Raw genomic sequence first — 25177 nt, 5'->3', positions numbered from 1 at the left:
TGGTTGTACCTGGGCACAGCCAGCAGTTACAAGCAGACAGGAGACGACAGAGGACCATATCAGTGAGCGCTGGTCAGTCATATTCACCCAGGCCTCCGCTGTTGGTGTTGCGACGTAACTCGCCATCGTAAAGTCGTGCGATCGACAAACGGGTAGTCGCGAGATAATCCTTGAGTCGGTCTTTCAACATGCCGATATGGCTCTGAGCAACGGTGACAACCTGCTGCTGCTGTTTGGTGTGAAGTGCTGTTAGTGTCTGCTCCAGTGCGCCGAGCTTGTTCGATACTGCATCGATCGTTGCCAGGTGCTCTTCTGATCTGGCATGAAAAGCGCCGGCCTGTGCCAATAACTCATTAATATTGGTCAGTTGAGTATTCAGATCCTGATATTGCTGTTCCAGAACAAGTTGCTGTTTCTGGAGTGCCCAAGCCCGCTGAGGCTGGGCTTTGGTCAGCTGCCACAGCGTGATGCCCTGCAGGATACTTGCCTGTGTTTGTACATCCTGTTCCATAGAGGTGCCATCTTTGGATTCATTGGTAATGGCCTCCAACTGATCCAGCCTGTTCCGCTCAGGTTGTATTGCAAACCCCAACGGTTGGTTGCGGTGCGCTTGTATCTGATGATTGATCTGTATGATTTGTTGTTGTAGCTGTTTGGTGTTGTCTGCTACTTGGGCCAGATGATCAGATTCAACCACTTCCAGGTAAATTGCCTGATTGGCGAGCTTGTCGGCTCTTGCGATTGACAGGTGTTGCTGCTGTTGCTGAACCCACCCAAGCATGCTGCGAATATCGATCAGACGTTGCTGTTCTTGCAAGAATGCACTGGTGCTCAGCAAACCTTCGAGATGACGACTGGTTGATGATGAGGCAACCCCCTGGAGGTCGGGGCTAAGTATGTTGTCAGAAGCGCTGGACTGCCGCTCTTCCCAATGGCTGACCCACTGGGAAAGTGTGTCGATATTGTTGAGCTGGTCAAGTTGCTCAAGTGCTTCGGTCATACGTTTTTCTGTGTATTCATAAACCGGCAACGATGGCACTCCGCCATTCATCAGCTCGGCAACGTAAGAGGTCGCCATTAATGATTCGAGTGTATGAATGTTGAGTAAAGGAAAGTGCTCTTGCAAGACCCTCCATGGCTGTAAGGCCTGGTCGTATTGCCAGCGTTTTGATAGTGCCCAGCCATATTGCAGTAGCGCATCAGAGGTATAAGGACCGTCTTTGGAGACCAGCCGCAAGTAACTGATCGCTTCATCGTAATGCTTGTTGCGTAATTCATACTTGCCAGCTGTTAGGCGAAAGCGGTCATTCAGTGCCGATTGTTGCTGGTCTTCTGCTTCATCAACAAGAAACTCGCCAACCCATTGCTGTAAGTCTTTGGAAGAGATGCCCAGTCGCATTTTTGCCAGCATCAGGTTGTAACCCGCAAACCGGTACCATTCACTCTCCTCGTCAATCAAATCAAACGCTTGTTCGGCTTGTGTTATCTGATCGCGGTTGGCGTGTGAGGTGGCAGCAATAAATGCCGCTTCCGATGTGTCCGTCGGGTTTAGCAAGGCATCGTTGGCCATGGCTCGACCAATCAGCCGACCGGCTTGTAGCCAGTCATTTCTGTCGGAGGCGTTACGAGCCAGCATGAACCAGGTATTTCCCATTCCTGGAGAGAGGCCAAGAGCCGGGTCGTTAAGCAAGACGTTGGCATAAGAGTCCATTCCCAACTCTGACAAGCCTGCTGGAAGGGTGTACATGATATCCATATCTGAGAGCGTGGGTTCTGCATCATCATCGGTTATGGCGTCCAGCGGTGTGCTGGTCAGATAATGAAAAAAATACACGCGTTTGCCCAGCTCATGATTCAATATCTCAAGCGGGGTCTTGGGTGCCGGAACAGAGGCACTCAGTGTGGATATAAGGCCGTTGTCTGGCGCCGTAGGCTGTGCGCAGGCCGTACTGCTTACCCAAGCGGTAGCCGCTACGGCCAGAGCGAGTAATCCTGACTTTTGCATGACTTACCAAGCCTTCAGAGTAGCAACTGCGCTGCGTTTGGCGGTGTCGTCCGTAATAGAAAGCAATAGTTTGAGATGGTTGCCACCTTTACGAAAAACGCCTTCATAGACCAGATCGCGGACACGGTTGTTGTCGTCACGTCCACGAACGACCACTTTCAACAGGTGGTTACCTGGTGCCAGTTCAAGATCGGTCAGAGGCTGGACAGCACCAAACTTGAGGGCCTGAACTTCTTTCTCTGTATACAAGTAATTAATTGGCGAGATGCCATGCCCTGATATGGTAATGGACATGGGGGTAAAGAATTTACCGTTACTGAGTGCCAGGTAGAGTGATGTCTTGGTACTGATCGGGCTGATCAGTTGTTTTTCGATGGCTGACAGTTCACTACTCAACTCAACGACCGAGCGTTTGGCTGAATCGATTTCAAGCTGAATGTCTTCCGGGGTTGCAGCTACGGCCTGGAATATACCGAAGAACCATAGCATCCCTGCAACTAAAAACTTCATAACCACCTCATCAACGTTGACGTACCACGCCGTCCACAGATAACCAGTGACTCAGGGCGCGACGAGTGAATTCCATATTTCTGAAAAGGTTACCTGCGTACAGGTAATCCAGTGTTCCGTCCGGGCTGACCAGCATAACGGCAGGCAAAGGGTTGATTTGCCATGCCCTGGTGAGCGACTGGTCGTATGCCAGTAACGGCAGACGTGTACGGGGTGCGTCTTTTACAAAACGGTCATTGGCATCCCAGATCACCCAGGTAACCAGTCCGTCTTTGCTGTACTGACGCGCCAGCCGTTCGTAGTGTCCCAGTGCTTTCTGGCAGTCTTTACAGGCACCCACCCAAATCAGCATGACTGGCTTGCCGCGCTGTTCTTCCAGGCTCAACGCATAGCCACCTTTTACAGGAGGGAGCGCAAGCTCGGTCAGCGTATCGCCAATCGACAGTTTGTTCGGAGCTGCTTCAGCTATCGAAAAACTGCTGATCAGGGCTGTCAGGATTAGTAGTAAAAACCGACTGCTATGCTCCATTGCAGACCTCGGTGCGAACCTTCTTGGTTGAGTACTTCATCATCGACGTGGTAGTAACGGGTTTCGGTACCAATCCAGTAGTCGCCCATCATGACCTGAAGCGATGTCCCTACACCGAGGTACATACCATGGCTGCTGCCTGTGAACTGTTCACCAATAAGGCCATCCACATTCAGCTGCCATGGCAGGAATGTTTCACCATCGAGGCTGGTAATACCTTTGAGGAGGGAATAACCCAGACCGGCGGTGATGGCGCGGAAAGATGAATGCTCTTTCAGGTCAACATTGCCATCGTCATCTTCAATTGTTGGATTACCAAATGATGTTAATCCAAGCTCGATATTACCCAATGCATCCAGGCGATCGGTCAGGTGGTAACGGATAGAGCCACCAAACAGCAGGCTGTCACCGTATTCGGCGGAGGTTTGTTGCCCAAGGGACATGCCGATCAGCATGGTCTGCTCAGGTATGCCATCAGAAAAATCGAAGGTGCGGGGAATAGGTTCAAATATCTCTGCCGTTCGTGGCGTTGCGGCAACACCGGCGAGAGGCAAGATGCCTTGCATGATATTGGCCCCATTAAGAACAGAGCTGGGATCAGTCGGCACTTCATCTGCCATATAGCTCTGCTCTGAGCTCAGTTGTGCCATCTGAGCCAGGATGGTTTCCATCATGGCCGGGTTATCAAACGCGGATACCTCGGTCGGCTCTTTTTGAGGAACCATGGAGAGCATCTTCTCTAGCACTCTCGGGTCGTTCAGAGCATCCGGGTTTCCTGGAGCCAGCTCGGCATCGGCTTTGGCCTTTTCAGCGACCACCCCCAGCATTTTTTCGAGCACTCTTGGATCATTCAGAGCATCCGGGTTTCCCGGCGCCAGCTCAGCATCAGCCTTGGCTTTATCTGCGACCAAACTCAGCAGATTTTGCAATACAGCGGGGTCGTCAATAGATGATGGAGAAGTCTCGGCAGCTGCAATTGACGACGCTGCCAGGAGGAAACCCAGTGCAAGACTGGATCTTTTCAGAAACGAATTTTCCATACTAGGGCCAACGCTCCGTGATTTGCACTATTGCCAGACAAGGCTTGCTGGACCTGAACCCGGCCGCCGATGCTGACGTTGTAAGCTATATTCCAGTTGATGTCGGTCGTGGCTGACAGTACCGGCACAGTTGTGTCGTCCCCATCATCATCCCAGCGGGTCGAACCGCCGGAACTCTTGCCAATGCCAACTCCCAAATACCCATCCCATGACCAGCGGCCGTTCTCTGCAAAAGGGAAGCGCTTGCCTGCTTCCACTGAGTACCAGTCGTCATTTGTGTCGGTGGAACGGGTTATACGTACCGCTGCAGCCTGATCAAACAGAGTGAAGTTGGCTCCCAGAGTCAGAGCGGTTTCAGATGTTGCGGCCACTTCAAACTGCGGGTTGTTGTCGTCACTGTGATCAAGAAACTGCAGTGGTTCAAGTCGTTTGATATTTTCTGGCAATGCGTCGAGTGATTCAACACTGATCCAACCGTGATATTCACCTGCCTGTACGTATAGCCAGTTGAGCTGGCGCTTCAGGGGAATCAGTGCGGTATCCGACGGTACATCCGTCGTCACGGGATAAGTATCGGCCGGCCCCATGCGCAGCTGAATGGGCGCTGCGGTCGCAACAGAAACAAGACCGACACTCAGTGCCATAGCCTTGATCAGCGTGAGCAGTCTGCCGACTAAATAGTCTGTCGAACGTTGCTTTGTTTCCGGATTCGCCTGCATGTCGGCACCAGTTCCTTGTGTGAGTTACCAGTATTCGTGGCTGTGGCACAACGGCGGGCAGTATGCTTAGCCGCTCAGTGCTCGTCAACACAGTGTATCAATTATGTTACATCACGTTAATTCCGACATCTTTTGCGCACTTCGTCGGTATGGTACTGATCGCTGGCTTATGACGAAGCGATGAGAATAACAGTCTATTTGGACGGTTTTATGTCACTTCGATAATAAATAGAAGGGGCCTGAGTGATTGTCCGACATGGCGAACAGGTATAACCACTCTGTTTGTGCGCAGGAATGGCGGTATTGCGTCATCTGCAGGGAAGATATGGCTCAATCATCATTGAGCCCTATTCAGACCGAGGCTTCTTGCTAATACTGTGCCTTTGGATTGTTAGCAAATCGACCAAGCATGTTGAATATAAGCAATAAAGTTGCCTGTTATCCGCACTTTCCCCGGCGTTTGTAACCACCGTCAGGATAAAAAAAATTTACAGATTGTGAATTGATTCCGATTTGATCAAGGGAATTTTTCTGGTTACTTCGATGTTTCAGGCAGCTGACAGGCGACTGCTGACATTCTGATCACAGTTCGCTAACCGGTCAATTGGGGAGATAGAGTTACATAAGTTAACACTATGCAGGATATGATGCCTTCACAGGGTTCCGACAGGAATCGGTTTTACAGACTTCTTTAGCGGGACAATGGATGCATTTCACCTCATCTCGTAGGGCAGGTCATTTCGACTGGCTGAAAAGTTATCATTCGCTGATGCTGTTGCCGATGGTGACAGCGCTTCTGCTTATGCCTTTTATGGATGGCACTGAAGTTCGTTACTGGCTGGTTTTCTGGGTGTTGGTGGTGGTGGTTTTGACGATTTGTCGAGCCTGGATGATGCACTCTAACCGGTTGCATTTGCAGCAGCACAGTGGCGTATTACAAGCCATCTTTGATGGCCTGCCCGATGGTATTTTTTTTAAAGACCGTGATGGCGTATACCGTTATGCCAACGAGCGGGCAATGGGAGCCATCGGGACCGACTTGCTAGGCAAAACAGATATTGAGCTGTTTGATGGTGACCCGGCCTGGGAATGCCAGTGCGCTGATGATGAAGTGTCTGACCAGGGCTGTCGCTACCGCCGAGAGCAATGGGTAACGTCATCCAGAGGAGAGCGAGTGTTGATGGAAATCAGCAAGTCACCGCTCTTTGATGCGCAAGGGCACTGTCTGGGGGTGCTTGGTGTCAGCCGCGATGTGACCGAGCTGCGCAAGATTCAGAATAATCTGGAATTTGTTGCGCATCATGATGCGCTTACCGGCCTCCCTAACCATACGCTGTTGTCGAAAAAAGCTGACTATGCCTTACGTCTGGCGCGGCGTCAGGGAGGGAGCCTGGCGCTGCTGCTTTTTGATCTCGACCGCTTGAAAGGGATCAATGACACCTTTGGTTACAATATCGGTAATTTGTTGTTGCAGGACGTGGCGCGCCGTTTTAGCAGCAATCTGAGAGATTCCGATCTTTGTGCCCGTATGGGCGGAGATGAATTTCTGCTCGTACTGCCAGAGTTTGGCGGTCACGATAACCTGGTCGCCAAGGCGACGCAGTTGTTGGCTGTGATTGCAGAACCTTATGAACTTAATGGCCATACTCTGTCACTTTCCAGCCATGTGGGTATCAGCTGTTTTCCACAGGATGGCGATGAGTTTGACATCCTGGTTCGCCATGCTGACGCCGCCTTGCATCAGGCCAAATCCCAAGGACACAAGGCATTGTGCTTCTATGAAGCATTCATGCTGGAAACCCTGAACGAGCGCTCGGTGCTGGATCACGATTTGCGTGAGGCTGTCGATCTGGGTCAGCTGGAGATGATGTATCAGCCACAATTCCGTTTTGGGGACAAACAGCCACGACGGGTTGAGGCATTGATGCGGTGGCGGCATCCACGGCTGGGCAGTGTCTCGCCGCTGGAATTTATCCCGATGGCGGAAACCACGGGTCAGATTCACGATATGGGACAGTGGGCGGTGGAACAAGCCTGCCGACAATTTCTGGACTGGCGCGAGCAAGGCCTGTGGCTGGAAAAGATAGCCATCAATGTGTCTGCCATTCAGATCAACAGCGGATTTGCCGACCGGCTAATGGCATCGATGAATGCCATGTCATTCAACCCCGCCTGGCTGGAGCTGGAAATTACCGAAACGGCCATCATGAGCAGCATTACTGAAGTCAGCCGCCAAATCACCCTGTTGTGTAATCAGGGAGTCGAGTTTTCGATCGATGATTTTGGTACGGGTTATTCTTCACTGAGCAAACTGAAATCGATGCCTGTGACGGTACTGAAAATCGACCAATCCTTTGTGCGTAATATCAACGACGATATCAATGATTATGAAATCGTTCGGGCGATTATCCTGATGGCCAAAAGCCTGGGCCTGCATGTGGTGGCTGAAGGCATTGAATCGCAGCCACAAGCAGCGATACTGCAGCGCCTGGGTTGCGACTGGGTGCAGGGCTTTTTGTTTAGTCAGCCATTGTCCGGGGACGACTTTCTGGCTCGCTACCGTGACGACACCAGCGCTTGTGTTACCCCGGCTGCGGCAGAAAACGACAGCATGACCACGGAGAATGATTGCTGATCTGATGGGCCTCAGTCACAATCAGTCCACTTGAATCCAGCCGTATCCGATACCAATGACGCAAATCAGCTATACCGATGATGGCGTAGAACGCCAGTCTCTACGCCAGTACACCGAGAACGCTTACCTGAATTATTCCATGTACGTCATCCTAGATCGTGCCTTGCCTCACGTAGGAGACGGACTCAAACCGGTACAGCGTCGTATTATCTATGCCATGAGCGAACTGGGCCTGAAAGCCACGGCCAAGTACAAAAAGTCCGCCCGGACCGTGGGGGATGTGCTCGGCAAATACCATCCCCATGGTGACAGCGCTTGTTATGAAGCGATGGTCCTGATGGCTCAGCCCTTTTCCTATCGTTACCCTCTGGTGGATGGCCAGGGCAACTGGGGAGCTCCGGACGACCCCAAATCCTTCGCGGCCATGCGTTATACCGAAGCCAAATTATCGGCCTTTGCCGATGTGCTGTTGTCCGAGTTGGGACAGGGGACCGTCAACTGGCAACCCAATTTTGACGGCACACTGGACGAACCCACCACCTTGCCAGCTCGTTTGCCCCATGTTTTGTTGAATGGCACCACCGGTATTGCTGTGGGGATGGCCACGGATATTCCGCCACATAATATTCGTGAAGTTGCCAGTGCCTGTATTCATTTGCTGGATCATCCGGGGGCCACCAGTGACGATATCTGTCAGCTGGTTCAAGGGCCGGATTTTCCGACCGAAGCGGAAATCATCACCCCTCGGGAGGAGCTGCAGAAGCTCTATCACAGTGGGCGTGGCAGTATCAAGATGCGAGCGGTCTACACCCGTGAAGACGGTGATATTGTCATTACCGCTTTGCCACACCAGGCATCCGGCTCCAAAATCATGGAACAGATTGCCGCCCAGATGCAGGCCAAAAAACTGCCGATGGTTGCCGACTTGCGTGATGAGTCTGATCATGAAAACCCGACCCGGCTGGTGATTGTACCGCGCACCCGCAAGGTCGAGGCCGATGCGCTGATGACTCACCTGTTTGCGACCACCGATCTGGAGCGTAACTACCGCGTCAATATGAATGTGATTGGTCTGGATGGACGGCCGCAGGTAAAAAACCTGATCACCATGTTGAGCGAATGGCTGACCTACCGAACCGACACCGTGCGCCGCCGTCTCCAGTTCCGGCTCGACAAGGTGCTGGCCCGTTTACACATCCTTGAAGGCTTGTTGGTCGCTTTTTTAAATATCGACGAAGTGATCGAGATTATCCGTGAGGAAGACCAGCCGAAACCGGCGCTGATGGCGCGTTTTGGTATTTCCGACAAGCAGGCCGAAGCCATTCTGGAATTAAAACTGCGGCATCTGGCCAAACTCGAAGAAATGAACATTCGGGGAGAGCAAGATGAACTGGAAAAAGAACGCCAGTATCTGGAAAAAACCCTGGGTTCCGAACGGCGCCTGAAAACCCTGATCAAGAAAGAAATCAGTGCCGATGCCGAGCGATACGGTGACGATCGCCGTTCACCACTGGTTGTACGGGCCGAAGCCAGGGCATTGACCGAGACCGAATTACTGAGCGCTGATCCGATCACCGTGGTGTTGTCACAAAAAGGCTGGATACGAGCGGCCAAAGGCCATGATGTGGATGCGGCAAAGCTGAGCTACAAGGCTGGGGATGCCTTTTTGCAGGCCACGCCAGGCAAGAGTAATGAGCCGGTGGTGTTCCTGGATGATACCGGCCGCAGTTATAGCCTGATTGCTCACACCTTACCTGGTGCCCGCGGTCAGGGAGAGCCACTGACCGGCCATTTGAATCCTCCCCCGGGGGCGACGTTTGAGCATATGCTCATGGGGCAAGACAGCAGCGAATACTTGCTCTGTAGTGACGCCGGTTATGGTTTTATTACCCGCTTCGCGGATATGCAAAGCAAAAACAAGGCGGGCAAGGCGCTGATCACCTTGCCCGCCAATGCCCGGGTATTGGCACCAAGTGTATTGCCTGCCGGCGATGAGGTCTGGATTGCCGTGGTGACCAACGAAGGCCGTATGCTGGTATTCCCGGCTGCCGACCTGCCTCGCTTGAGCAAGGGCAAAGGCAACCGGATGATTAATATCAGCGCTGCCAGTGCGGCCGAAGGTGTGGAGCTGATGGTATCGGTCCAGGCATTGCAAACAACCGATACCTTGCTGGTTTACTCCGGCAAGCGTCATCTGAAAATGAAATTCAGCGACCTGGAGCATTATTTCGGTGAGCGGGGACGGCGAGGCAACAAGCTGCCGCGCGGCTTCCAGAACGTTGACCGACTGGAACTGCTGTCGCCACAGGACTGACAGCAATCGTCAGTAATCGAATCAGTCGCTGACAATAAACAACCGAAAGCAGAACTCCTTGGTGGTTTTGCTTTTGCGTTCCTGCCAATGGCTGGGCCAGGTTGGTTGCAGCGCTGCTTCATGCTCGATATAGACCAGGGTGCCAGGTAATAACGTCAGCGCATCAATCGCTGGTTGCAGTAGCTGCTTGCCAAACGGCGGATCAAGGAAAACCAGATCAAAAGGCTGTGGGTTTTGTTGCAACCAGGCCAGGGCATCACCGGCCCACACCTGGGCATTCAGGGCGTTTAACACGCTGAGATTATCCTTTATCTGTAGCGCAACCTTGGGGTGCTTTTCCAGAAATACCACCTCCCGTGCTCCGCGAGACAGCGCCTCGATACCAAGTGCACCACTGCCAGCAAAGGCATCCAGCACCCGCGCGCCTTCGACATCAAACTGTAGCCAGTTAAAAATGGTTTCACGAACCCGGTCCATGGTTGGACGCAAACCATCAACCGCAACAAAGCGCAGTCGACGGGAGCGCCATTCGCCACCAATAATTCTCAGTTGTTGGGTTGGTAACTTACTCACGCAGAATCTCATCAATAACCATGGGTATCGGCGGATGGTATCAAGCGCAGCCCGAATGTCGACATCGGACTTGCAACCCGGGACATCCAAAAGACAGGAATAGTGGTAGCATAGCCGCCTATTTCAGCCGTTTCCGGCATATTCTCCCAGCCACGCTGACAGTGAACGCCATGTTTAAGTTTTTTAAGCGCAAAAAGAAAAACCAGCCAGCCACCGAATCACCGGCAGAGACCGATGCGGTAGTCAGTGCTGATGTAACAACCGACCCGGCAGAGGCCGGACCAGAGAGTGATGCCGGTGTGGTCGATGCCCCACAGGTAGACGCTACCGATGCGATTGAATCGGATGACCTTGACCATCCACCGATTTGGGCTGTCGAGGATAACAGCCCATCCGGGATGTCTGCCTTTCCCGAGCTGGAAGATACTCTGGATGAAGAAGCAGCGCCGATAACAAACGATCTTGCCTCAGACTCTGGTTTGGCAGCGGCTGAGGAGCCTGCTGTTCGTACTTCTGTTGACGCCCAGGTTGACGGCCTTGTTGACGATGCTCTTGAACCTGAGCCGGTCGTGGAAGCATCCATCGAGCCAGTCGTGGATATAACCCCTGAACCCGACTCCGAACCCATCGCCCCAGCCACACCAGCAGCACCAGAAAAAGTCTCAAAACCCGGCTTTTTCGCCCGCATCAAGGCTGGCCTCAGCCGCACCCGCAGCAGTCTGACCGATGGGCTGGCGAACTTGCTGTTGGGCAAAAAAGCCATTGATGACGATCTGATGGAAGAGCTGGAAACCCAGCTGATTATGGCGGATGTTGGTGTAGAGGCCACCGCAGATATCATGTCGCGACTGACCGACCGCGTAAGCCGCAAGGAACTGAAAGATTCCGACGCGCTGTACGACGCCCTGATTGATGAATTAAAAAGCGCACTATCCCCGGTGGAAGCACCACTGCTGGTGACAGCGCAGGCGGCACCCTATGTCATCCTGATGGTGGGTATCAATGGTGTGGGTAAAACCACCACGATTGGCAAACTGGCTCGCCAATTCCAGAGTGAAGGCAAGAGCGTGATGCTGGCTGCAGGCGATACCTTCCGGGCCGCGGCGGTTGAGCAACTGCAGGTATGGGGTGAACGTAACGACGTACCGGTGATTGCCCAACATACCGGAGCCGATTCCGCCTCAGTGATATTTGATGCGCTGCAGGCGGCGAAAAGCCGTAAGGTCGATGTGCTGATTGCCGATACTGCCGGACGTCTGCACAACAAGGACAATCTGATGCAAGAGCTGGAAAAAGTGGTTCGGGTGATGAAAAAACTTGATCCGGCAGCCCCTCACGAAGTCATGCTGGTGCTGGATGCCGGTACTGGCCAGAATGCCATCAATCAGACCCGGCAATTCCTGCAGTCCGTCGGCGTGACCGGCCTGACGCTGACCAAGCTGGACGGCACTGCCAAGGGTGGGGTGATTTTTGCACTGGCGAAACAGTTTGGTATTCCGGTGCGATTTATCGGTGTCGGTGAAGGCATTGAAGACTTACGTCCGTTTCATGCCGGTCAATTTATCGATGCTCTGTTCCAGCGCGACAACAGCGGAGACTGAGCGATGAGCATGATTCGCTTTGACCAGGTGGGCAAACGCTACGCCGGGGGCAAGGAAGCGCTCAGTGGCGTCAGCTTTGAGCTGGAACGGGGTGAGCTGGCTTTCCTGACCGGCCACAGTGGCGCTGGTAAAAGCACACTGCTGAAGCTGATGATGCTGATGGAGCGGCCCTCCCGGGGACAGGTGTTTGTGGATGGCCAGAACCTTAACCGCTTGCGGGCCGGACAGGTGCCTTATCACCGCCGTAAGGTCGGCGTGGTATTCCAGAATCACCAATTACTGTTTGATCGTCCGGTATTCGATAACGTCGCGTTGCCGCTGCAGATTGCCGGGTATTCACCACTGGATTGTGCCCGACGGGTACGGGCAGCGCTGGATTCCGTTGGCTTGCTGCATCTGGAAGGCCGCAATCCGGTGGAATTGTCTGGAGGAGAGCAGCAACGGGTGGGTATTGCCCGCGCCGTGGTCAACAAACCCCCTCTGCTGTTGGCTGATGAGCCAACCGGTAATCTTGACCCGGAACTGTCAGCAGAAATCATGGATTTGTTTGTACGCTTTCAGCAAGTGGGGGTCACCGTATTGATCGCCACCCACGATATTGCCCTGATTGAACGTATGGGCAAGCGTCGCCTGATTCTTGATCATGGTCAGATGGGAGGCGATTTGCATGTCGACCACTCCGGATAAAAAACGGGGCGCCGTTGCGGCGTCGCGTTCCGCCGCATCTGCGGCTCAGCCCACGCGTTCAGCGTCGTCAGGAGCCTCGGCACAAAGTATTGGTTTTGTTCATCGGGCGACCGCCTGGCTGGCTCATAACCAGCTTGTGGCGGTAGAGACCTTGCTGACCTTGCTGGCACGACCGGCATCGAGCCTGTTGACCTGGCTGGTGGTTGCCATTGCCTTGACGTTACCGGGGGCATTGTGGATGTCTCTGACCAATATTGAGCAGCTGAGTGGAAATTTTCAGCAGTCCGGCCGTATTACCCTGTATTTACAGCAAGAAGCCAGTGTGGCTGCAGGGCAGACATTACTGCAACGTATCGAAGGGCTGGAAGATGTGGTCGACACCGAATACATCAGCGCCGAGCAGGCACTGGCGCAATTCAGTGCCGCCAGCGGCCTGGCGGATGCGTTGGCCATGTTGGCGGAAAACCCGTTGCCTGCGGTGATTCTGGTGGAGCCGCCGTTGGGGCTGACTGCGGAGCGCTTGCAACAGTTGCTGCAGCAGCTGACCTCTTTCCATATCGTCGATAGCGCACAGCTGGATATGGCCTGGCTGGAGCGGTTACGGGCCATCATTGCATTGGGCGAACGCCTGATCTGGGTGTTGGGGGTGATGCTGGCCTTGGCTATCTTGCTGGTGGTCGGTAACACCATTCGCTTGTCCATTGCCGCGCGGGTGGATGAAATCCGGGTGATCAAGCTGGTGGGGGGCACAGACGCCTATGTGCGTCGGCCTTTTTTGTATACCGGCTTGTGGTACGGCATGGTGGGCGGACTGCTGGCCTGGCTGATGTTGATTGGTTGCTGGCTGTTGCTGAAACAACCGGTGGCAGAACTGTCCGCCCTGTATGGCTCTGCCTTTGAGCTGCAACCCTTGTCCGCCAATGCCGCTCTGGTCTTGTTGTCTGGCGCGATGTTGCTGGGTTGGTTAGGTGCCTGGTGGTCTGTAAGCCGCCATCTGCATGAAATAGAACCCTGATCGTGTGACTTATGCCGTTATTGTTGCTGTAATGGAACTCAGTGCTGCCTTGGATGTCGGAGAATCCGGGTGCTACACTGACCCTGAAATTCAGATTCTGTAGCGAACCTCGCCACAGTTTATGCGGTGGAGCAATTCGCTACCTTGTCGCTAATGGAGTATGTAATGAACAAAGGCTTGCAAGCCGTCGATGCACTGTCCCCGGGAGCCAATCTCGAGGCATACATTTCAACGGTTAATGCGATTCCTATTCTGAGTGTTGAAGAAGAGCGAGAGCTGGCCAACCGCCTGCACTACCAGGAAGATCTGGAAGCGGCGCGTCGACTGGTTATGGCTCACTTGCGCTTCGTTGTTCACATTGCCCGCAGCTATTCCGGCTATGGGCTGAACCAGTCCGATCTGATCCAGGAAGGTAATGTTGGTCTGATGAAGGCCGTCAAACGTTTTAACCCGGAAGTGGGTGTGCGTTTGGTGTCATTTGCGGTGCACTGGATCAAGGCCGAAATTCACGAATTTATCCTGCGTAACTGGCGTATCGTCAAAGTGGCTACCACCAAGTCACAACGCAAACTGTTTTTTAATCTGCGTAGCCAGAAGAAGCGTCTGGGTTGGTTGAGCCAGGCAGAAGCCAAATCCATCGCTGCCGATCTGGGGGTTGAAACCCGTACGGTATTCGAGATGGAAGGCCGGCTGAATGCTTACGATGCGGCGTTTGATGCCGGTGTCGATGACGATGATGATTCCGCCTATCAGGCCCCTGCGTATTATCTGGAAGATAAAAGTGCTGATCCGGCACTGACCGTCGAAGCCGATAATTATGAGCAGGATGCCAGCGAACGTTTAAGCTCGGCGTTGAGTGATCTGGATGACCGCAGTCGGGCGATTCTGCAGCAGCGTTGGCTGAGCGATGAAAAGGCGACCCTGCATGAGCTGGCGGCGATTTACAATGTTTCCGCTGAGCGTATTCGTCAGCTGGAAAAGAACGCCATGAAAAAGCTCAAGAATGCCATGGGCGGTAGCCTGATTCCGGCAATCTGATCTGCGTTTTGCTGGCTGGGGTCAGCCGGGTCCGTCAGTCTGTTTCATGTTTCAAGGTATAAATTCAAGCCATAAAAAAAGCCACCCGAGCGGTGGCTTTTTTTATGGCTGTTTTAACCCTTGTTCCGGTTTTGTCCGGCAGGGCCAAAAAGCATCAAGGGCGTAACAAATTATTTGCCGCCACGCATGGAGTCGAAGAACTCATCGTTGGTCTTGGTTTGGCTCAATTTGCCCAGCAAGAATTCAATCGATTGCACATCTTCCATTTCGGTCAGCAGTTTACGCAAAATCCACAGACGCTGTAGCGAAGACTCATCAAACATGATGTCCTCACGGCGTGTACCGGAGCGACGAATATTGATGGCTGGGTAGATGCGTTTTTCGGCGATCTTGCGATCGAGGTGCAGTTCCTGGTTACCGGTACCCTTGAATTCCTCATAGATCACTTCGTCCATTTTGGAGCCGGTGTCGACCAGAGCGGTGGCGATAATCGTCAGGGAACCACCTTCTTCCACGTTACGGGCAGAGCCGAAGAAACGTTTTGGTTTTTCCAGTGCATTGGCATCGACACCACCGGTCAGTACCTTGCCTGAGCTGGGGACGACGGTGTTGTAGGCACGTGCCAGACGGGTAATGGAATCCAGCAGGATCACCACGTCACGTTTGTGTTCAACCAGGCGCTTGGCTTTTTCAATCACCATTTCAGCAACCTGAACATGGCGCGCAGGTGGCTCATCAAAGGTGGAGGCAACCACTTCACCACGTACCGAACGTTTCATTTCGGTTACTTCTTCCGGACGCTCATCAATCAGCAGCACAATCACATCACATTCCGGATTGTTACGGGTGATGGATTGGGCGATGGTTTGCAGCAGCATGGTTTTACCGGCTTTGGGTGGCGCGACAATCAAACCACGCTGGCCTTTACCAATGGGTGCTACCAGATCGAGTACTCGGGAAGAGAGGTCTTCGGTTGAACCATTACCTTGTTCAAGGAAGAAACGATGATCGGGGAAGAGGGGGGTGAGGTTTTCAAACAGGATTTTGGATTTGGCGTTTTCAGGTTTGTCGTCGTTAATCTCAGCGACTTTCAACATCGCAAAATAACGTTCGCCATCCTTGGGAGGCCGGATCTTGCCTGCTATCTTGTCACCCTTGCGCAGATTGAAGCGTCGAATCTGGCTGGGTGAAACATAGATATCATCAGGGCCGGCAAGATAAGAACTGTTGGAGCTTCTTAAAAAACCAAACCCGTCTTGCAGGATTTCCAGCACCCCATCACCATAAATATCTTCTCCGCCCTTGGCATGATGCTTGAGAATGGCAAAGATAATATCTTGTTTGCGGGTACGGCTAACGTTCTCGAGACTCATTTCCTTGGCGATAGCCAAGAGCTCAGGAACGGCTTTCAATTTAAGGTCGGAAAGATTCATAGGGACAGATAGATGCAATTTAGTGGGTGTTGGGGCGGAGCTTGAATGATATCAAGAGGAGAAAAACTTTGGAGAACCCAAGGCGTACAGAAACTATAGACCCAATGTCCGGGGGTGTCCAGTCCAACCAACCCAAAAATGTTGAACCATTTTTGGGTTGGTTGGACGTGTCAAGCAAGTCGCATTTACAGGGCTTGCTGGATAAATGCTGTCAGTTCCGATTTGCTCATGGCGCCAATTTTGGTGGCTTCGACGTTGCCGCCTTTGAACAGAATCAGGGTCGGGATGCTACGGATGCCGTATTTGGGTGCAGTGGCTTCATTCTGATCGATATTCAGTTTGGCTATTTTTAACTGGCCTTTGAACTCTTCAGCAATTTCTTCCAATACCGGGGCGATCATCTTACATGGACCACACCATTCAGCCCAAAAATCCACCAGTACAGGCAGGTCGCTGGCCAGTACATCTGTTTCAAAACTGTCGTCACTCGTCATTGTGATGAGATCGCTCATGGTTTCCCCTTGCGTGTTGAGGTCATAATTTATGTCATTGTACGCGGGCTTCTGTGGGAATCAATCGCAGAGATAGCGCAAAGATCTACTGGACGCCTGCCCCTGTGAGTTGCATATTCGTGGCCTGCCCTCAAAAAAGACAGTTTCAGGACTTCGAGTTATGTCAGATTCCTCAGCCCAGCCAGGCGAATTGATTGCAGCGGTTGATCTGGGCTCCAACAGTTTTCATATGGTCATCGCCCGCGAATTTCATGGTGAATTTCGTACTCTGGAGCGGCGCGGACAAAAAGTTCAGCTGGCTGCAGGCCTGGATGACGAGTTCATGTTGTCTGAAGAGGCCCAGCAGCGTGGTCTGGATTGTTTGCGTGAATTTGGCCAACACTTGCAAGGTATGGACTCCACCAGAGTAACCGTACTGGCCACCAATGCGTTACGGGCCGCTCGCAACCGGCAAGACTTTATCGATCGTGCCGAAGCGGTGCTGGGTTACCCCATTGAGGTGATCGCCGGGCGCGAAGAAGCCCGCCTGATTTACCTGGGTGTGGCTCATACGCTGGCCGACGATGTCGGTAACCGGCTGGTGGTGGATATTGGTGGCGGCAGTACCGAATTTATTATTGGTGAACGCTTCGAACCCAAGGCGCTGGAAAGCCTGCATATGGGATGTGTGTCGTTTACCCGGCGCTTTTTTGCTGATGGCCAGATTACCGAAGCCGCGTTTGAGCGGGCGGTGGCGGCGGCTCGTCAGGAATTGCTGCATATTGAAACCGACTACAAGCATCTTGGTTGGCAAAACGTTGTCGGCTCATCCGGCACGATCCGCGCAGTAGAGCAATCCGTGGTGGAATTTGGCTGGTCAACCGAAGGCATTACCCGCCAGGCGTTAAAAAAACTGCGCAAACAGACGCTGCAGTTCGAGACGCTGGATGATGTGGTTTTGCCTGGTGTAAAGGTTGAGCGTCGGCAGGTCTTTATTGGAGGCCTTGCTATCTTGACCGCTGTTTTTGATACCTTCGATATTGAACACATGGTGTATTCCGACGGCGCTTTGCGTGAAGGCGCACTATGGGATCTGTTTGGACGCTCAAGCCATGAAGATGTGCGTCAGCGCACTGTGCGTTCCTTGCAGGAGCGTTTCTATATCGATGAGGCCCAGTCCGCCAGAGTCAGTGATATGGCCCGTGCATTGTTTCTGCAGGTGTACCAGGATCTTGGTCTGGAGGAGAGCCAGGTGCGCTGGCTGTTGTGGGGGGCCGAGTTGCATGAAATTGGACTGAGCCTGTCGCATAGCGGATTCCATAAACATGGTGCTTATCTGCTGCAGCATGCCGATATGCTGGGCTTTACCCGCCAAGGGCAAGCCAAACTGGCGGCCTTGGTACGTTGTCACCGACGTAAATTCAATCTGGGTGAATTTGCAACCCTGTCTCCGGAAAGCCGGGCTTTTGTTATCCAGCTGACGCGCTTGTTACGTATTGCGGTGATTCTGAATCATGGCCGGGGAGCACATCCGGTACCGGTGCCGGAACTGAAGGTTATTGCCGGTGACCATGACTCGCTAAGCCTGACACTGCCGGCTGGCTGGCTGGCAGGGCATTCGTTGACGGCGGGTGACTTGATGGCGGAAGTGGATTACCAGAAAGCGGCGGGTATGGCACTGACGGTTGAGTAACCGGTGCCAGCATCGGCGACGGGTGACCAGTCGCCTCGGCCTGGCGGCCGAGGCGGGCTTGAAAGGCTAGCTTGAGGTTGTGGCGAGTGTCGCCAACAGGATATTTTGCGCGCGGATAACTTCTTCGCCCTCTGCTGGCTCGCTGCGCAGGTAACGGCCATCCGACTGTAAGATCCAGGCTTGGCTGTTGTCGAGCATATAGGCTTCAAGCTCAGACTTGACGCGCTCTTTCAGTTTGTTGCTTTCGATCGGAAAGGCCGTTTCAACCCGGTTGAGCAGGTTACGCTCCATCAGGTCTGCACTGGCAGCGTAGACTTCGTCCTTGCCATTATTGAGGAAGTAATACACTCGGGTGTGTTCAAGAAAGCGGCCAATAATGGAGCGCACTTCAATGTTTTCGGAAACACCTGGTACTCCCGGTCTCAGGCAGCACATGCCACGGATAATCAACTCCACCTTCACCCCTGCCTGAGACGCCTTGTACAGCGCCCGGATCAGCTTGGGTTCCGTCAAGCCATTGGCTTTCAGGCGAATCAGTGCTGGCAGACCTGCTTCGGCATGGCTGCGTTCGCGATCAACCAGTTCGATCAGTTTCTTGTGCAAGGTAAAGGGAGCGTGAAACAGCTTCTTGATTTTCAGTGCTGCGCCCATGCCCGTCAGCTGCTGGAACACCGCGGCGACATCTTCACCAATCACATCGTTACTGGTGAGGAAGCTGTAATCGGTGTAAGCACGGGCATTACCAGCGTGATAGTTGCCCGTTCCCAGATGCACGTAGCGTTTGTAGCGATCTTCTTCCTTGCGCACGATCAGCATCATCTTGGCGTGGGTCTTATACCCAACTACACCGTACACCACCACCGCTCCGGCTTCTTGCAGGCGGTTGGCAAGGTAGAGATTTTCTTCTTCGTCGAATCGCGCGCGCAGCTCGATTACAACCGTGACTTCCTTGCCACTGCGGGCGGCGTCGACCAGGGCGTTAACAATTTCAGACTTGGCACCGGTACGGTACAGCGTCTGTTTGATGGCGCGTACCGCAGGATCTTTGGCGGCTTCCCGCAGCAGGTCGACGACAGGAGTAAAGGATTCGAACGGGTGTAAGAGCAGCGTGTCGCGTTCGCGCATGCTTTCAAAAATGCTCTTTTTGAACTTGATGTTCTTGGGTAGGCCAGGAGTGAATGGCGTGTATTGCAAGTCGGGGCGATTGATCTGGCCAATCACTTCCATCATGCGGCCCAGATTCACCGGACCATTCACCATATACAGATCGTTGGCCGCCAGGTTGAACTTGTGCAGCAAGAAGTTCACCAGCTCGGACGGGCAGTTGTCGGCCACTTCCAGTCGCATCTCTTCACCGAAGTTACGGGAGTGCAACTCATCCTCAAGCGCGGAGGCCAGATCGTTGGTGCCGTCTTCGTCGATCTCCAGATCCGCGTTACGGGTTACCCGGAACTGGTAACAGCCTTTGACCTTCATGCCTGGGAACAGCTCAGCGGCATGCTCGTGAATCATGGAGGACAGGAAAATAAAGTGGTCGCCACCGCTGGTGAGATGATCCGGAATCCGGATGATACGCGGCAGGGAACGTGGTGCCGGAATAATCGCCAGGCCGGTTTCACGGCCAAAGGCATCCTTGCCATCCAGCTCCACAATAAAATTCAGGCTCTTGTTGACCAGTCGTGGGAACGGATGGGAAGGATCCAGACCAATCGGACTGACCAGTGGCTGAATGCTGTCGCGAAAATATTCCTCCACCCAGAGCCGCTGCTCTTCGGTCCAGTCCCGGCGTCGCTGGAAGTGAACATTTTCCTGCTCCAGCGCCGGCAGAATGGTTTCATTGAGAATACGATACTGACGCTCGACGGTTTCGCTGCACAGGGTATGAATCGCACTCAGAACCTGCTGTGGATGCATGCCATCGGCACCGGCCTGTTCACGGGCGAAGGTGAGTTGCTGTGTCAGGTTGGCGACCCGGACTTCGTAGAACTCATCCAGGTTGCGGCTGAAAATGCACAGGAAAAACAGGCGATCAAGCAGTGGATGGCTTTCATCCAGTGCTTGCTCCAGTACCCGGATATTGAACTGCAAATGGCTCAATTCACGATTGAAGTAGTATTCGCTGCTGCTCAGATCGATAGGTGCTTCGGTTGTCTGTACGTCGCTCATTCGGCTTCCTTAAGCGTTGATCCACTCGGCGTATTGCTTGGCATAGTAGGTGAGGATGCCATCGGCACCGGCTCGTTTGATACAGGTCAGCGATTCCAGCATGATGGCTTCATCGTCCAGCCAGCCATTAAGAGCCGCTGCTTTCTGCATGGCATATTCACCACTGACCTGATAGACAAAGGTTGGCACCTGGAATTCATCTTTTACCCGACGCACGATATCAAGATAGGGCATGCCCGGTTTGACCATCACCATGTCGGCCCCTTCTGCCAGATCCAGCGCCACTTCATGAAGGGCTTCATTGCTGTTGGCCGGGTCCATCTGATAGGTGTATTTGTTGCCTGTGCCTATGTTGCCGGAAGACCCGATGGCGTCCCGGAACGGGCCATAGAAAGCGGAAGCGTATTTGGCGGAATAGGCCATGATACGGGTGTTCACAAAGCTCTCTTCTTCCAGTGCTGCGCGGATATCACCAATCCGGCCATCCATCATATCGGACGGCGAAATAACATCGGCACCGGCTTCGGCATGGGACAGCGCCTGTTTCACCAGGGTTTCAACGGTGATGTCGTTAAGCACATAACCATCGCCATCAATAATGCCATCCTGACCGTGGGTGGTAAAAGGATCGAGTGCGACATCGGTCATGACGCCCATGTCTGGTACGGCGTCCTTGATGGCACGGATTGCCCGCTGGATCAGACCATTGGGGTTAAACGATTCTTCCGCCCGTTCAGACTTGGCATCTGCCGGGGTATAGGGAAACAGGTCGATGCAGGGAATGCCCAAGTCATAGAGGTATTTGACCTCTTTTACCAACTCATCAATGGACAGGCGTTCGATACCCGGCATGGAAGCAATAGGCTCACGTTCCTGATGACCTTCGAGAACAAACATCGGGTAAATCAGGCTATCCGTCGTCAGCTGTGTTTCGCGCATCAGGCGGCGTGAAAAATCATCCCGACGCATGCGGCGCATGCGGGTTTCTGGGAACATTCGCTGTGAATCGTTAAAGGCCATGATGTACTCCTGAGTTACCCGTGAAAAATCAGTCCGATTGTAGCCCGCTTTGGCCAAGGCTGGGGACATTATCCGGCAGGACAACGCGGAATTCTGAACCTGAATCAAAGGAGCAGCAGCCTAGAGCAAGAACATGACGGTTTTACGGCAAAATATCCGCCGCCGCCCTGTCGGGTTTGATCCGGTGCCCAGAGCGGAACCGTGGCCGGATCAACAGCTATTGGTATTTCTGTTCCAGCCGGTTGATCACGTCGTCGGCGACCCGCAGGCTCGAGAGCAAATCGAGCAGGTTGTATTCCAGATTGACGTTGAGGTGGGTGGCCTGGCCGTCAAAAAAATCGGGGTTGTTGCCTTCAAACTGCAAACTGAGGTTAAGCGCGCCATCGGGTTGGTAGCGTACCCCGGATTTGAGTTCCTTGAAGTGGAAGTTTTCCAGTAACTGCATGGCCAGGGCGACGCTGGGGTCGCTTTGTTTGAGGGCTTCGCTGGCGTCAGTCTGATAACGAATGGTGCCACCGGGAGCGCGGGCAAACAGATTGCCGGCAGGAATGCTGGGGCCTTGCGGGGTCAGGACAATCGGCAAGGCACCGTCGAGCAGACCGTCGGCATCCAGTTCGGCACTGGGTTCCAGCCTGGCCAGACTGCCCAGCTGCAGTTGTTCAATGGCAATACCGAAGGAGTTGATCTCTTTGCGGCTGTCGTATTGCACAGCTGGAATATAAATCCGGCCACCCAGTAACCGGGTATGCAGTTCGTGGACATTGGCCGTTGCCCAGCTGAAATCCTGGGGCAGGGTGATGTCGGCCCGGGCCAGCAGTTCGGACAGCTCGACGCCAGTGTTCAGGGTGCTGCCACTGATCTGGCTGTTGATCTGATAGTGCTGGTCTGCGTCGGAGCGCATGGCCATCAGGAATTGCCAGCGATCCAGAGTGATGCGGTTGTCGTAGACCAGGCTGATATTGTCGCCGCGTAACATGATATCGGGCTGGATGCGCTGTTGTTCCAGATCCCAGTCAACCCAGCCCTGGCCAGACAGCTCACCACTGAGAATCTCGACACCGGTCAGGTTGGGCATGCTGTTCAGCCCCAGCTGGCTCCAGACGATGCTGCTGTCCAGTAGCTGGAATTGCCAGGAGCCAATACCGGAATCGAGCTGGTGCTGCAGCTGGCTACGTAATTGTAACTCGCCGTTGCCCAGGCGCAGCTCGGGGTTGGCGGTCAGTCGGGTGGTGGCAACATGGTAGCGAAGGTTGGCCGTCAGGCGAGCATCGGGCAAGGGCCACTGCTGCCATTGGGATGGTCGCAACAGCAGCCGTAACTGACAGCGTGGTTTTGCCAGATCGAGCATGCAGCCAAGCTGTGATGCACCGGTACGGATTACCCGATCTTCTTGTCGGGCCGTCAGCGGTGACAGGTCGAACGCCAGCTCCGTCAGGGCGGCAAAGGGGGCGGTGCTGTTCTCCGTGTCCCAGGTCGCCAGCAAGTGATCGCTTTGGCGCAGCTGCAGGTCAGACAGTTGCCACTGTTCAATCGGCTGTGGCTGGGCGTTGATCCGGGTGTTGTCCAGTTGCAGTGTAATCGGGCCGGTCGGGTTGAGGGTGAGCTGTAGATGACTGGTGAGGTCCCAGGCGCTGGTCAGGCCGGTGCTGTTCAGCGTGCCGGTGGCGGCCAGCTGTATCTGGGCCGAGAGCATGGGGTGGCTGGCGGTGCTGAGGCTGTGCCACTGCAGCTGCATCGGTACCTTGATCTGGCTGTCAATGCGGGTCTGGTCCTGGTCTTGCCACTGGAAGTGCATACCGGGCTGGGTCTTGGCCTGGCAGTCCGTCAGCAACCGGTCACATTGCATCGTCGCCTGCCATGGTGATATGTGAACGCTCTGGCTTGGTTGGCGCAGATGGATGGCTGGGCCACTGAGCTGGCTGTGCCAGGCATCCTGTTGGTGTTGCAGACTGAATTGCCATTGGCCGAGGCGGTGACCGGTGTCAGTCAGGGCTTCAATCGTTGTATCGGGGAGCTCGCGACTGAGCTGGTGTTGGCCGGGGCGCATGGTTAAAAGGGTGGTCGACTCCACCTGCAGGTCTTGAGGAAAACGAAACCGGTTGTTTACCGACAGGGTGGCAGTGGATTCCAGTGTTTCGAGTGCTGACAACACGGGGTGGGAGCTGAATAGCTGGCGCAGGTCGTGGGGGAGTCGATAGGCCTGGCGGGATAACTCCGGCAGTACCAGTACCTGACGAACGTTAGCCTGGGTGGTGGTGTCATCCTGTTGCAGCTGGACAAACCAGTGTGCCAGCAGGGTCGACTGGTCGGAGATTTGCGCCAGAATCTGGCCGTCAGCCAGTAACTGCAGGTTCAGGTTCCACGGTGCGGCGCTGCTTGTACTTGCGCTTGCCTCGGCAGGAAAAGGGGTTAATTGTCCGAGCAGTTGCCAGCGTTGTGAGTTCAGGTGGGCACTAAGTCGGGCGTGTAATTGGGGGTGTTCGATGCGCAGAGTATCAATGGCTATATCGTTGATCGGCAGAGTGGTCAGTAGCTGACTTAATTCTGGTAACTCGATCCACTCACTTTCCAGCTGTGCGCGGGCAGCGGCTTCAGTGCTGTCTGCGTGCGCTGTCGCCAGTTGGGTGCTGGTACTGCCGAGTACAATATTCAATTCGTGAATCTGCAGTTGCTCCAGCTGGCCGCCCAGTAGTCCGATGGAGTCGTATTGCAGGCGTGCGTCCTGCAAAGCCAGAGTGGTGCCATCGGTGAGCCGGGCTGACAGGTAATCCAGTTCGAGCCGATCCAGCTGCAGGGTCTTGATATGCCAGCTGACTTCAATACCGGTCACTTGCTGCACCAGGCCGGGCAGCCACTGGTTGGCAGCCGATTTGACCAAGGCCGGTAATGACACCAGCACCAGAATCAGCAGGCAGATAACCAATAACCCGACGGCCGCCAAGCCGCGGCACAGCCACGCGCCCAGGGTCCGCCAGCCGGTCGGGTGCTGGGCGCTCATTACTGCGCAGTCAGGGTCTGGACGCCCTTGTCGGTGCCCAGCAGCAGGGTATTGGCCGGGCGCATGGCAAACAGGCCGTTGGTGATAACACCTGTGATCTGGTTCAGCTGTTTTTCCAGTGTGATGGCAGCATCGATACGCAGGTTATAGACGTCGAGGATCTGGCCGCCATTGTCGGTGATCACGCCTTCCCGGTAGACCGGGTCTCCACCCAGTTTGACGATTTCGCGGGCTACGTAAGAGCGGGCCATGGGAATCACTTCTACGGGCAGCGGGAATTCGCCCAGGGTGGTGACCAGTTTGCTTTGGTCGGCAATACAAATGAAATGACGGGCAACGGCGGCAACGATTTTTTCGCGCGTCAGCGCGGCCCCGCCCCCCTTGATCATTTCCAGATGGTGATTGATCTCGTCGGCACCATCGATGTAGTAGTCGATGACATTGGCGGAGTTCAGGTCATACACCGGAATACCATGATCTCGCAGTCGTTGGGCTGAAGCATCGGAGCTGGCGACAGCGCCATCAAACAGATCCTTGTGCTGGGCGAGGGCGTCAATAAAGCAGTTGGCGGTGGAGCCGGTGCCTACGCCGACAATGCTGCTGTCTTCGAGGTGAGGCAGAATATATTGCACCGCGGCGGCACCGACGGCTTGTTTGAGTTCATCTTGAGTCATGTTGATTCCGTATGTGCAAATGATACTGGCGCTTAA

The 25177-nt window shown here is 54.0% G+C and carries 19 protein-coding genes; 7 read left to right on the top strand and 12 right to left on the bottom strand.

Translation table 11 applies throughout. The features are described 5' to 3' along the window. Positions 1–73: 73 nt before the first annotated feature. Genes Q8W24_RS03430 through Q8W24_RS03410 form a run of 5 tightly spaced genes read right to left on the bottom strand, consistent with a single transcriptional unit; the run spans position 74 to position 4728 of the window. Positions 74–2005 carry a hypothetical protein gene (locus tag Q8W24_RS03430; protein WP_305451418.1) on the bottom strand — a complete coding sequence of 644 codons (1932 nt, stop codon included), beginning with the start codon at positions 2003–2005 and terminating at the stop codon, positions 74–76. Between the two features lie 3 nt (positions 2006–2008). Next, positions 2009–2515: a hypothetical protein gene (locus Q8W24_RS03425; RefSeq protein ID WP_303431329.1), complete on the bottom strand. Its 507-nt coding sequence runs from the start codon at positions 2513–2515 to the stop codon at positions 2009–2011. A 10-nt stretch (positions 2516–2525) separates the two neighbouring features. Then, positions 2526–3044, bottom strand: a complete 519-nt coding sequence (locus tag Q8W24_RS03420; protein WP_303431330.1) for a TlpA disulfide reductase family protein — start codon at positions 3042–3044, stop codon at positions 2526–2528. After that, the gene (locus Q8W24_RS03415; protein WP_305451417.1) at positions 3014–4084 is read right to left on the bottom strand and encodes a hypothetical protein; all 1071 of its coding nucleotides are present in this window, start codon (positions 4082–4084) and stop codon (positions 3014–3016) included. Before Q8W24_RS03415 ends, Q8W24_RS03420 begins: the two co-directional genes overlap by 31 nt. Next, positions 4066–4728 carry a hypothetical protein gene (locus tag Q8W24_RS03410; protein WP_303431333.1) on the bottom strand — a complete coding sequence of 221 codons (663 nt, stop codon included), beginning with the start codon at positions 4726–4728 and terminating at the stop codon, positions 4066–4068. The genes Q8W24_RS03415 and Q8W24_RS03410 overlap by 19 nt, the downstream gene beginning before the upstream one ends. 877 nt (positions 4729–5605) lie before the next feature. Here Q8W24_RS03410 and Q8W24_RS03405 point away from each other — a divergent pair. Beyond that, entirely contained in the window at positions 5606–7438 is a 1833-nt protein-coding gene (locus Q8W24_RS03405; RefSeq protein ID WP_305474400.1) for a bifunctional diguanylate cyclase/phosphodiesterase, read from the top strand. A gap of 55 nt (positions 7439–7493) precedes the next feature. Continuing rightward, positions 7494–9752 (top strand): DNA topoisomerase IV subunit A, encoded by a 2259-nt coding sequence (parC, locus tag Q8W24_RS03400; RefSeq protein WP_303431335.1) that lies wholly within the window; start codon positions 7494–7496, stop codon positions 9750–9752. A gap of 21 nt (positions 9753–9773) precedes the next feature. Here the strand turns inward: parC and rsmD are convergent, their stop codons facing one another. Then, the gene (gene rsmD / locus Q8W24_RS03395) at positions 9774–10325 is read right to left on the bottom strand and encodes a 16S rRNA (guanine(966)-N(2))-methyltransferase RsmD (RefSeq protein ID WP_305413664.1); all 552 of its coding nucleotides are present in this window, start codon (positions 10323–10325) and stop codon (positions 9774–9776) included. 170 nt (positions 10326–10495) lie between these two features. Here rsmD and ftsY point away from each other — a divergent pair, with 170 nt between their 5' ends. From ftsY to rpoH, 4 genes are all read left to right on the top strand, one after another. Beyond that, positions 10496–11926 carry a signal recognition particle-docking protein FtsY gene (ftsY, locus tag Q8W24_RS03390; RefSeq protein ID WP_305474399.1) on the top strand — a complete coding sequence of 477 codons (1431 nt, stop codon included), beginning with the start codon at positions 10496–10498 and terminating at the stop codon, positions 11924–11926. A 9-nt stretch (positions 11927–11935) separates the two neighbouring features. Next, on the top strand, positions 11936–12613 hold the full coding sequence (ftsE, locus tag Q8W24_RS03385) for a cell division ATP-binding protein FtsE (RefSeq protein ID WP_305474532.1): 678 nt from the start codon (positions 11936–11938) through the stop codon (positions 12611–12613). Further along, a complete protein-coding gene (gene ftsX, locus Q8W24_RS03380) occupies positions 12594–13628 on the top strand; it encodes a permease-like cell division protein FtsX (RefSeq protein WP_305413667.1) in 1035 nt (344 codons plus the stop codon). The genes ftsE and ftsX overlap by 20 nt, the downstream gene beginning before the upstream one ends. 165 nt (positions 13629–13793) lie before the next feature. Then, on the top strand, positions 13794–14666 hold the full coding sequence (gene rpoH, locus Q8W24_RS03375) for an RNA polymerase sigma factor RpoH (RefSeq protein ID WP_303431340.1): 873 nt from the start codon (positions 13794–13796) through the stop codon (positions 14664–14666). A gap of 170 nt (positions 14667–14836) precedes the next feature. Here the strand turns inward: rpoH and rho are convergent, their stop codons facing one another. Beyond that, the gene (gene rho, locus Q8W24_RS03370; protein ID WP_303431341.1) at positions 14837–16099 is read right to left on the bottom strand and encodes a transcription termination factor Rho; all 1263 of its coding nucleotides are present in this window, start codon (positions 16097–16099) and stop codon (positions 14837–14839) included. A 185-nt stretch (positions 16100–16284) separates the two neighbouring features. Further along, entirely contained in the window at positions 16285–16611 is a 327-nt protein-coding gene (gene trxA, locus Q8W24_RS03365) for a thioredoxin TrxA (protein WP_303431342.1), read from the bottom strand. A gap of 160 nt (positions 16612–16771) precedes the next feature. On the opposite strand from trxA, the gene ppx reads away from it, so the two are divergent. Further along, a complete protein-coding gene (gene ppx / locus Q8W24_RS03360) occupies positions 16772–18283 on the top strand; it encodes an exopolyphosphatase (RefSeq protein ID WP_305474398.1) in 1512 nt (503 codons plus the stop codon). A 66-nt stretch (positions 18284–18349) separates the two neighbouring features. Here ppx and ppk1 read toward each other — a convergent pair whose 3' ends face one another. From ppk1 to rpiA, 4 genes are all read right to left on the bottom strand, one after another. Next, positions 18350–20449 (bottom strand): polyphosphate kinase 1, encoded by a 2100-nt coding sequence (ppk1, locus tag Q8W24_RS03355; RefSeq protein ID WP_303431345.1) that lies wholly within the window; start codon positions 20447–20449, stop codon positions 18350–18352. A 9-nt stretch (positions 20450–20458) separates the two neighbouring features. After that, positions 20459–21469: a porphobilinogen synthase gene (gene hemB, locus Q8W24_RS03350; protein ID WP_303431346.1), complete on the bottom strand. Its 1011-nt coding sequence runs from the start codon at positions 21467–21469 to the stop codon at positions 20459–20461. 217 nt (positions 21470–21686) lie between these two features. After that, on the bottom strand, positions 21687–24467 hold the full coding sequence (locus Q8W24_RS03345) for a YdbH domain-containing protein (RefSeq protein WP_305474397.1): 2781 nt from the start codon (positions 24465–24467) through the stop codon (positions 21687–21689). Continuing rightward, the gene (gene rpiA / locus Q8W24_RS03340; protein ID WP_303431348.1) at positions 24467–25141 is read right to left on the bottom strand and encodes a ribose-5-phosphate isomerase RpiA; all 675 of its coding nucleotides are present in this window, start codon (positions 25139–25141) and stop codon (positions 24467–24469) included. The genes Q8W24_RS03345 and rpiA overlap by 1 nt, the downstream gene beginning before the upstream one ends. Positions 25142–25177: the final 36 nt, after the last annotated feature.

The organism is Oceanobacter sp. 4_MG-2023, assembly GCF_030689165.1.
In the GTDB taxonomy this organism is placed as follows: Bacteria; Pseudomonadota; Gammaproteobacteria; order Pseudomonadales; family Oceanobacteraceae; genus Oceanobacter.
This window is presented reverse-complemented; position numbering and strand designations above follow the sequence as displayed.

What these genes read in the sequence shown, in the direction of transcription:
- ppx (WP_305474398.1), top strand. Translation starts at nt 16,772, where the DNA reads ATGTCAGATTCCTCAGCCCAGCCAGGCGAATTGATTGCAGCGGTTGAT.
- ppk1 (WP_303431345.1), bottom strand. Translation starts at nt 20,449, where the DNA reads ATGAGCGACGTACAGACAACCGAAGCACCTATCGATCTGAGCAGCAGC.
- trxA (WP_303431342.1), bottom strand. Translation starts at nt 16,611, where the DNA reads ATGAGCGATCTCATCACAATGACGAGTGACGACAGTTTTGAAACAGAT.
- Q8W24_RS03345 (WP_305474397.1), bottom strand. Translation starts at nt 24,467, where the DNA reads ATGAGCGCCCAGCACCCGACCGGCTGGCGGACCCTGGGCGCGTGGCTG.
- ftsX (WP_305413667.1), top strand. Translation starts at nt 12,594, where the DNA reads ATGTCGACCACTCCGGATAAAAAACGGGGCGCCGTTGCGGCGTCGCGT.
- Q8W24_RS03405 (WP_305474400.1), top strand. Translation starts at nt 5,606, where the DNA reads ATGCCTTTTATGGATGGCACTGAAGTTCGTTACTGGCTGGTTTTCTGG.
- parC (WP_303431335.1), top strand. Translation starts at nt 7,494, where the DNA reads ATGACGCAAATCAGCTATACCGATGATGGCGTAGAACGCCAGTCTCTA.
- Q8W24_RS03415 (WP_305451417.1), bottom strand. Translation starts at nt 4,084, where the DNA reads ATGGAAAATTCGTTTCTGAAAAGATCCAGTCTTGCACTGGGTTTCCTC.
- hemB (WP_303431346.1), bottom strand. Translation starts at nt 21,469, where the DNA reads ATGGCCTTTAACGATTCACAGCGAATGTTCCCAGAAACCCGCATGCGC.
- ftsY (WP_305474399.1), top strand. Translation starts at nt 10,496, where the DNA reads ATGTTTAAGTTTTTTAAGCGCAAAAAGAAAAACCAGCCAGCCACCGAA.
- rpiA (WP_303431348.1), bottom strand. Translation starts at nt 25,141, where the DNA reads ATGACTCAAGATGAACTCAAACAAGCCGTCGGTGCCGCCGCGGTGCAA.
- rpoH (WP_303431340.1), top strand. Translation starts at nt 13,794, where the DNA reads ATGAACAAAGGCTTGCAAGCCGTCGATGCACTGTCCCCGGGAGCCAAT.
- Q8W24_RS03420 (WP_303431330.1), bottom strand. Translation starts at nt 3,044, where the DNA reads ATGGAGCATAGCAGTCGGTTTTTACTACTAATCCTGACAGCCCTGATC.
- Q8W24_RS03425 (WP_303431329.1), bottom strand. Translation starts at nt 2,515, where the DNA reads ATGAAGTTTTTAGTTGCAGGGATGCTATGGTTCTTCGGTATATTCCAG.
- rho (WP_303431341.1), bottom strand. Translation starts at nt 16,099, where the DNA reads ATGAATCTTTCCGACCTTAAATTGAAAGCCGTTCCTGAGCTCTTGGCT.
- Q8W24_RS03410 (WP_303431333.1), bottom strand. Translation starts at nt 4,728, where the DNA reads ATGGCACTGAGTGTCGGTCTTGTTTCTGTTGCGACCGCAGCGCCCATT.
- ftsE (WP_305474532.1), top strand. Translation starts at nt 11,936, where the DNA reads ATGATTCGCTTTGACCAGGTGGGCAAACGCTACGCCGGGGGCAAGGAA.
- Q8W24_RS03430 (WP_305451418.1), bottom strand. Translation starts at nt 2,005, where the DNA reads ATGCAAAAGTCAGGATTACTCGCTCTGGCCGTAGCGGCTACCGCTTGG.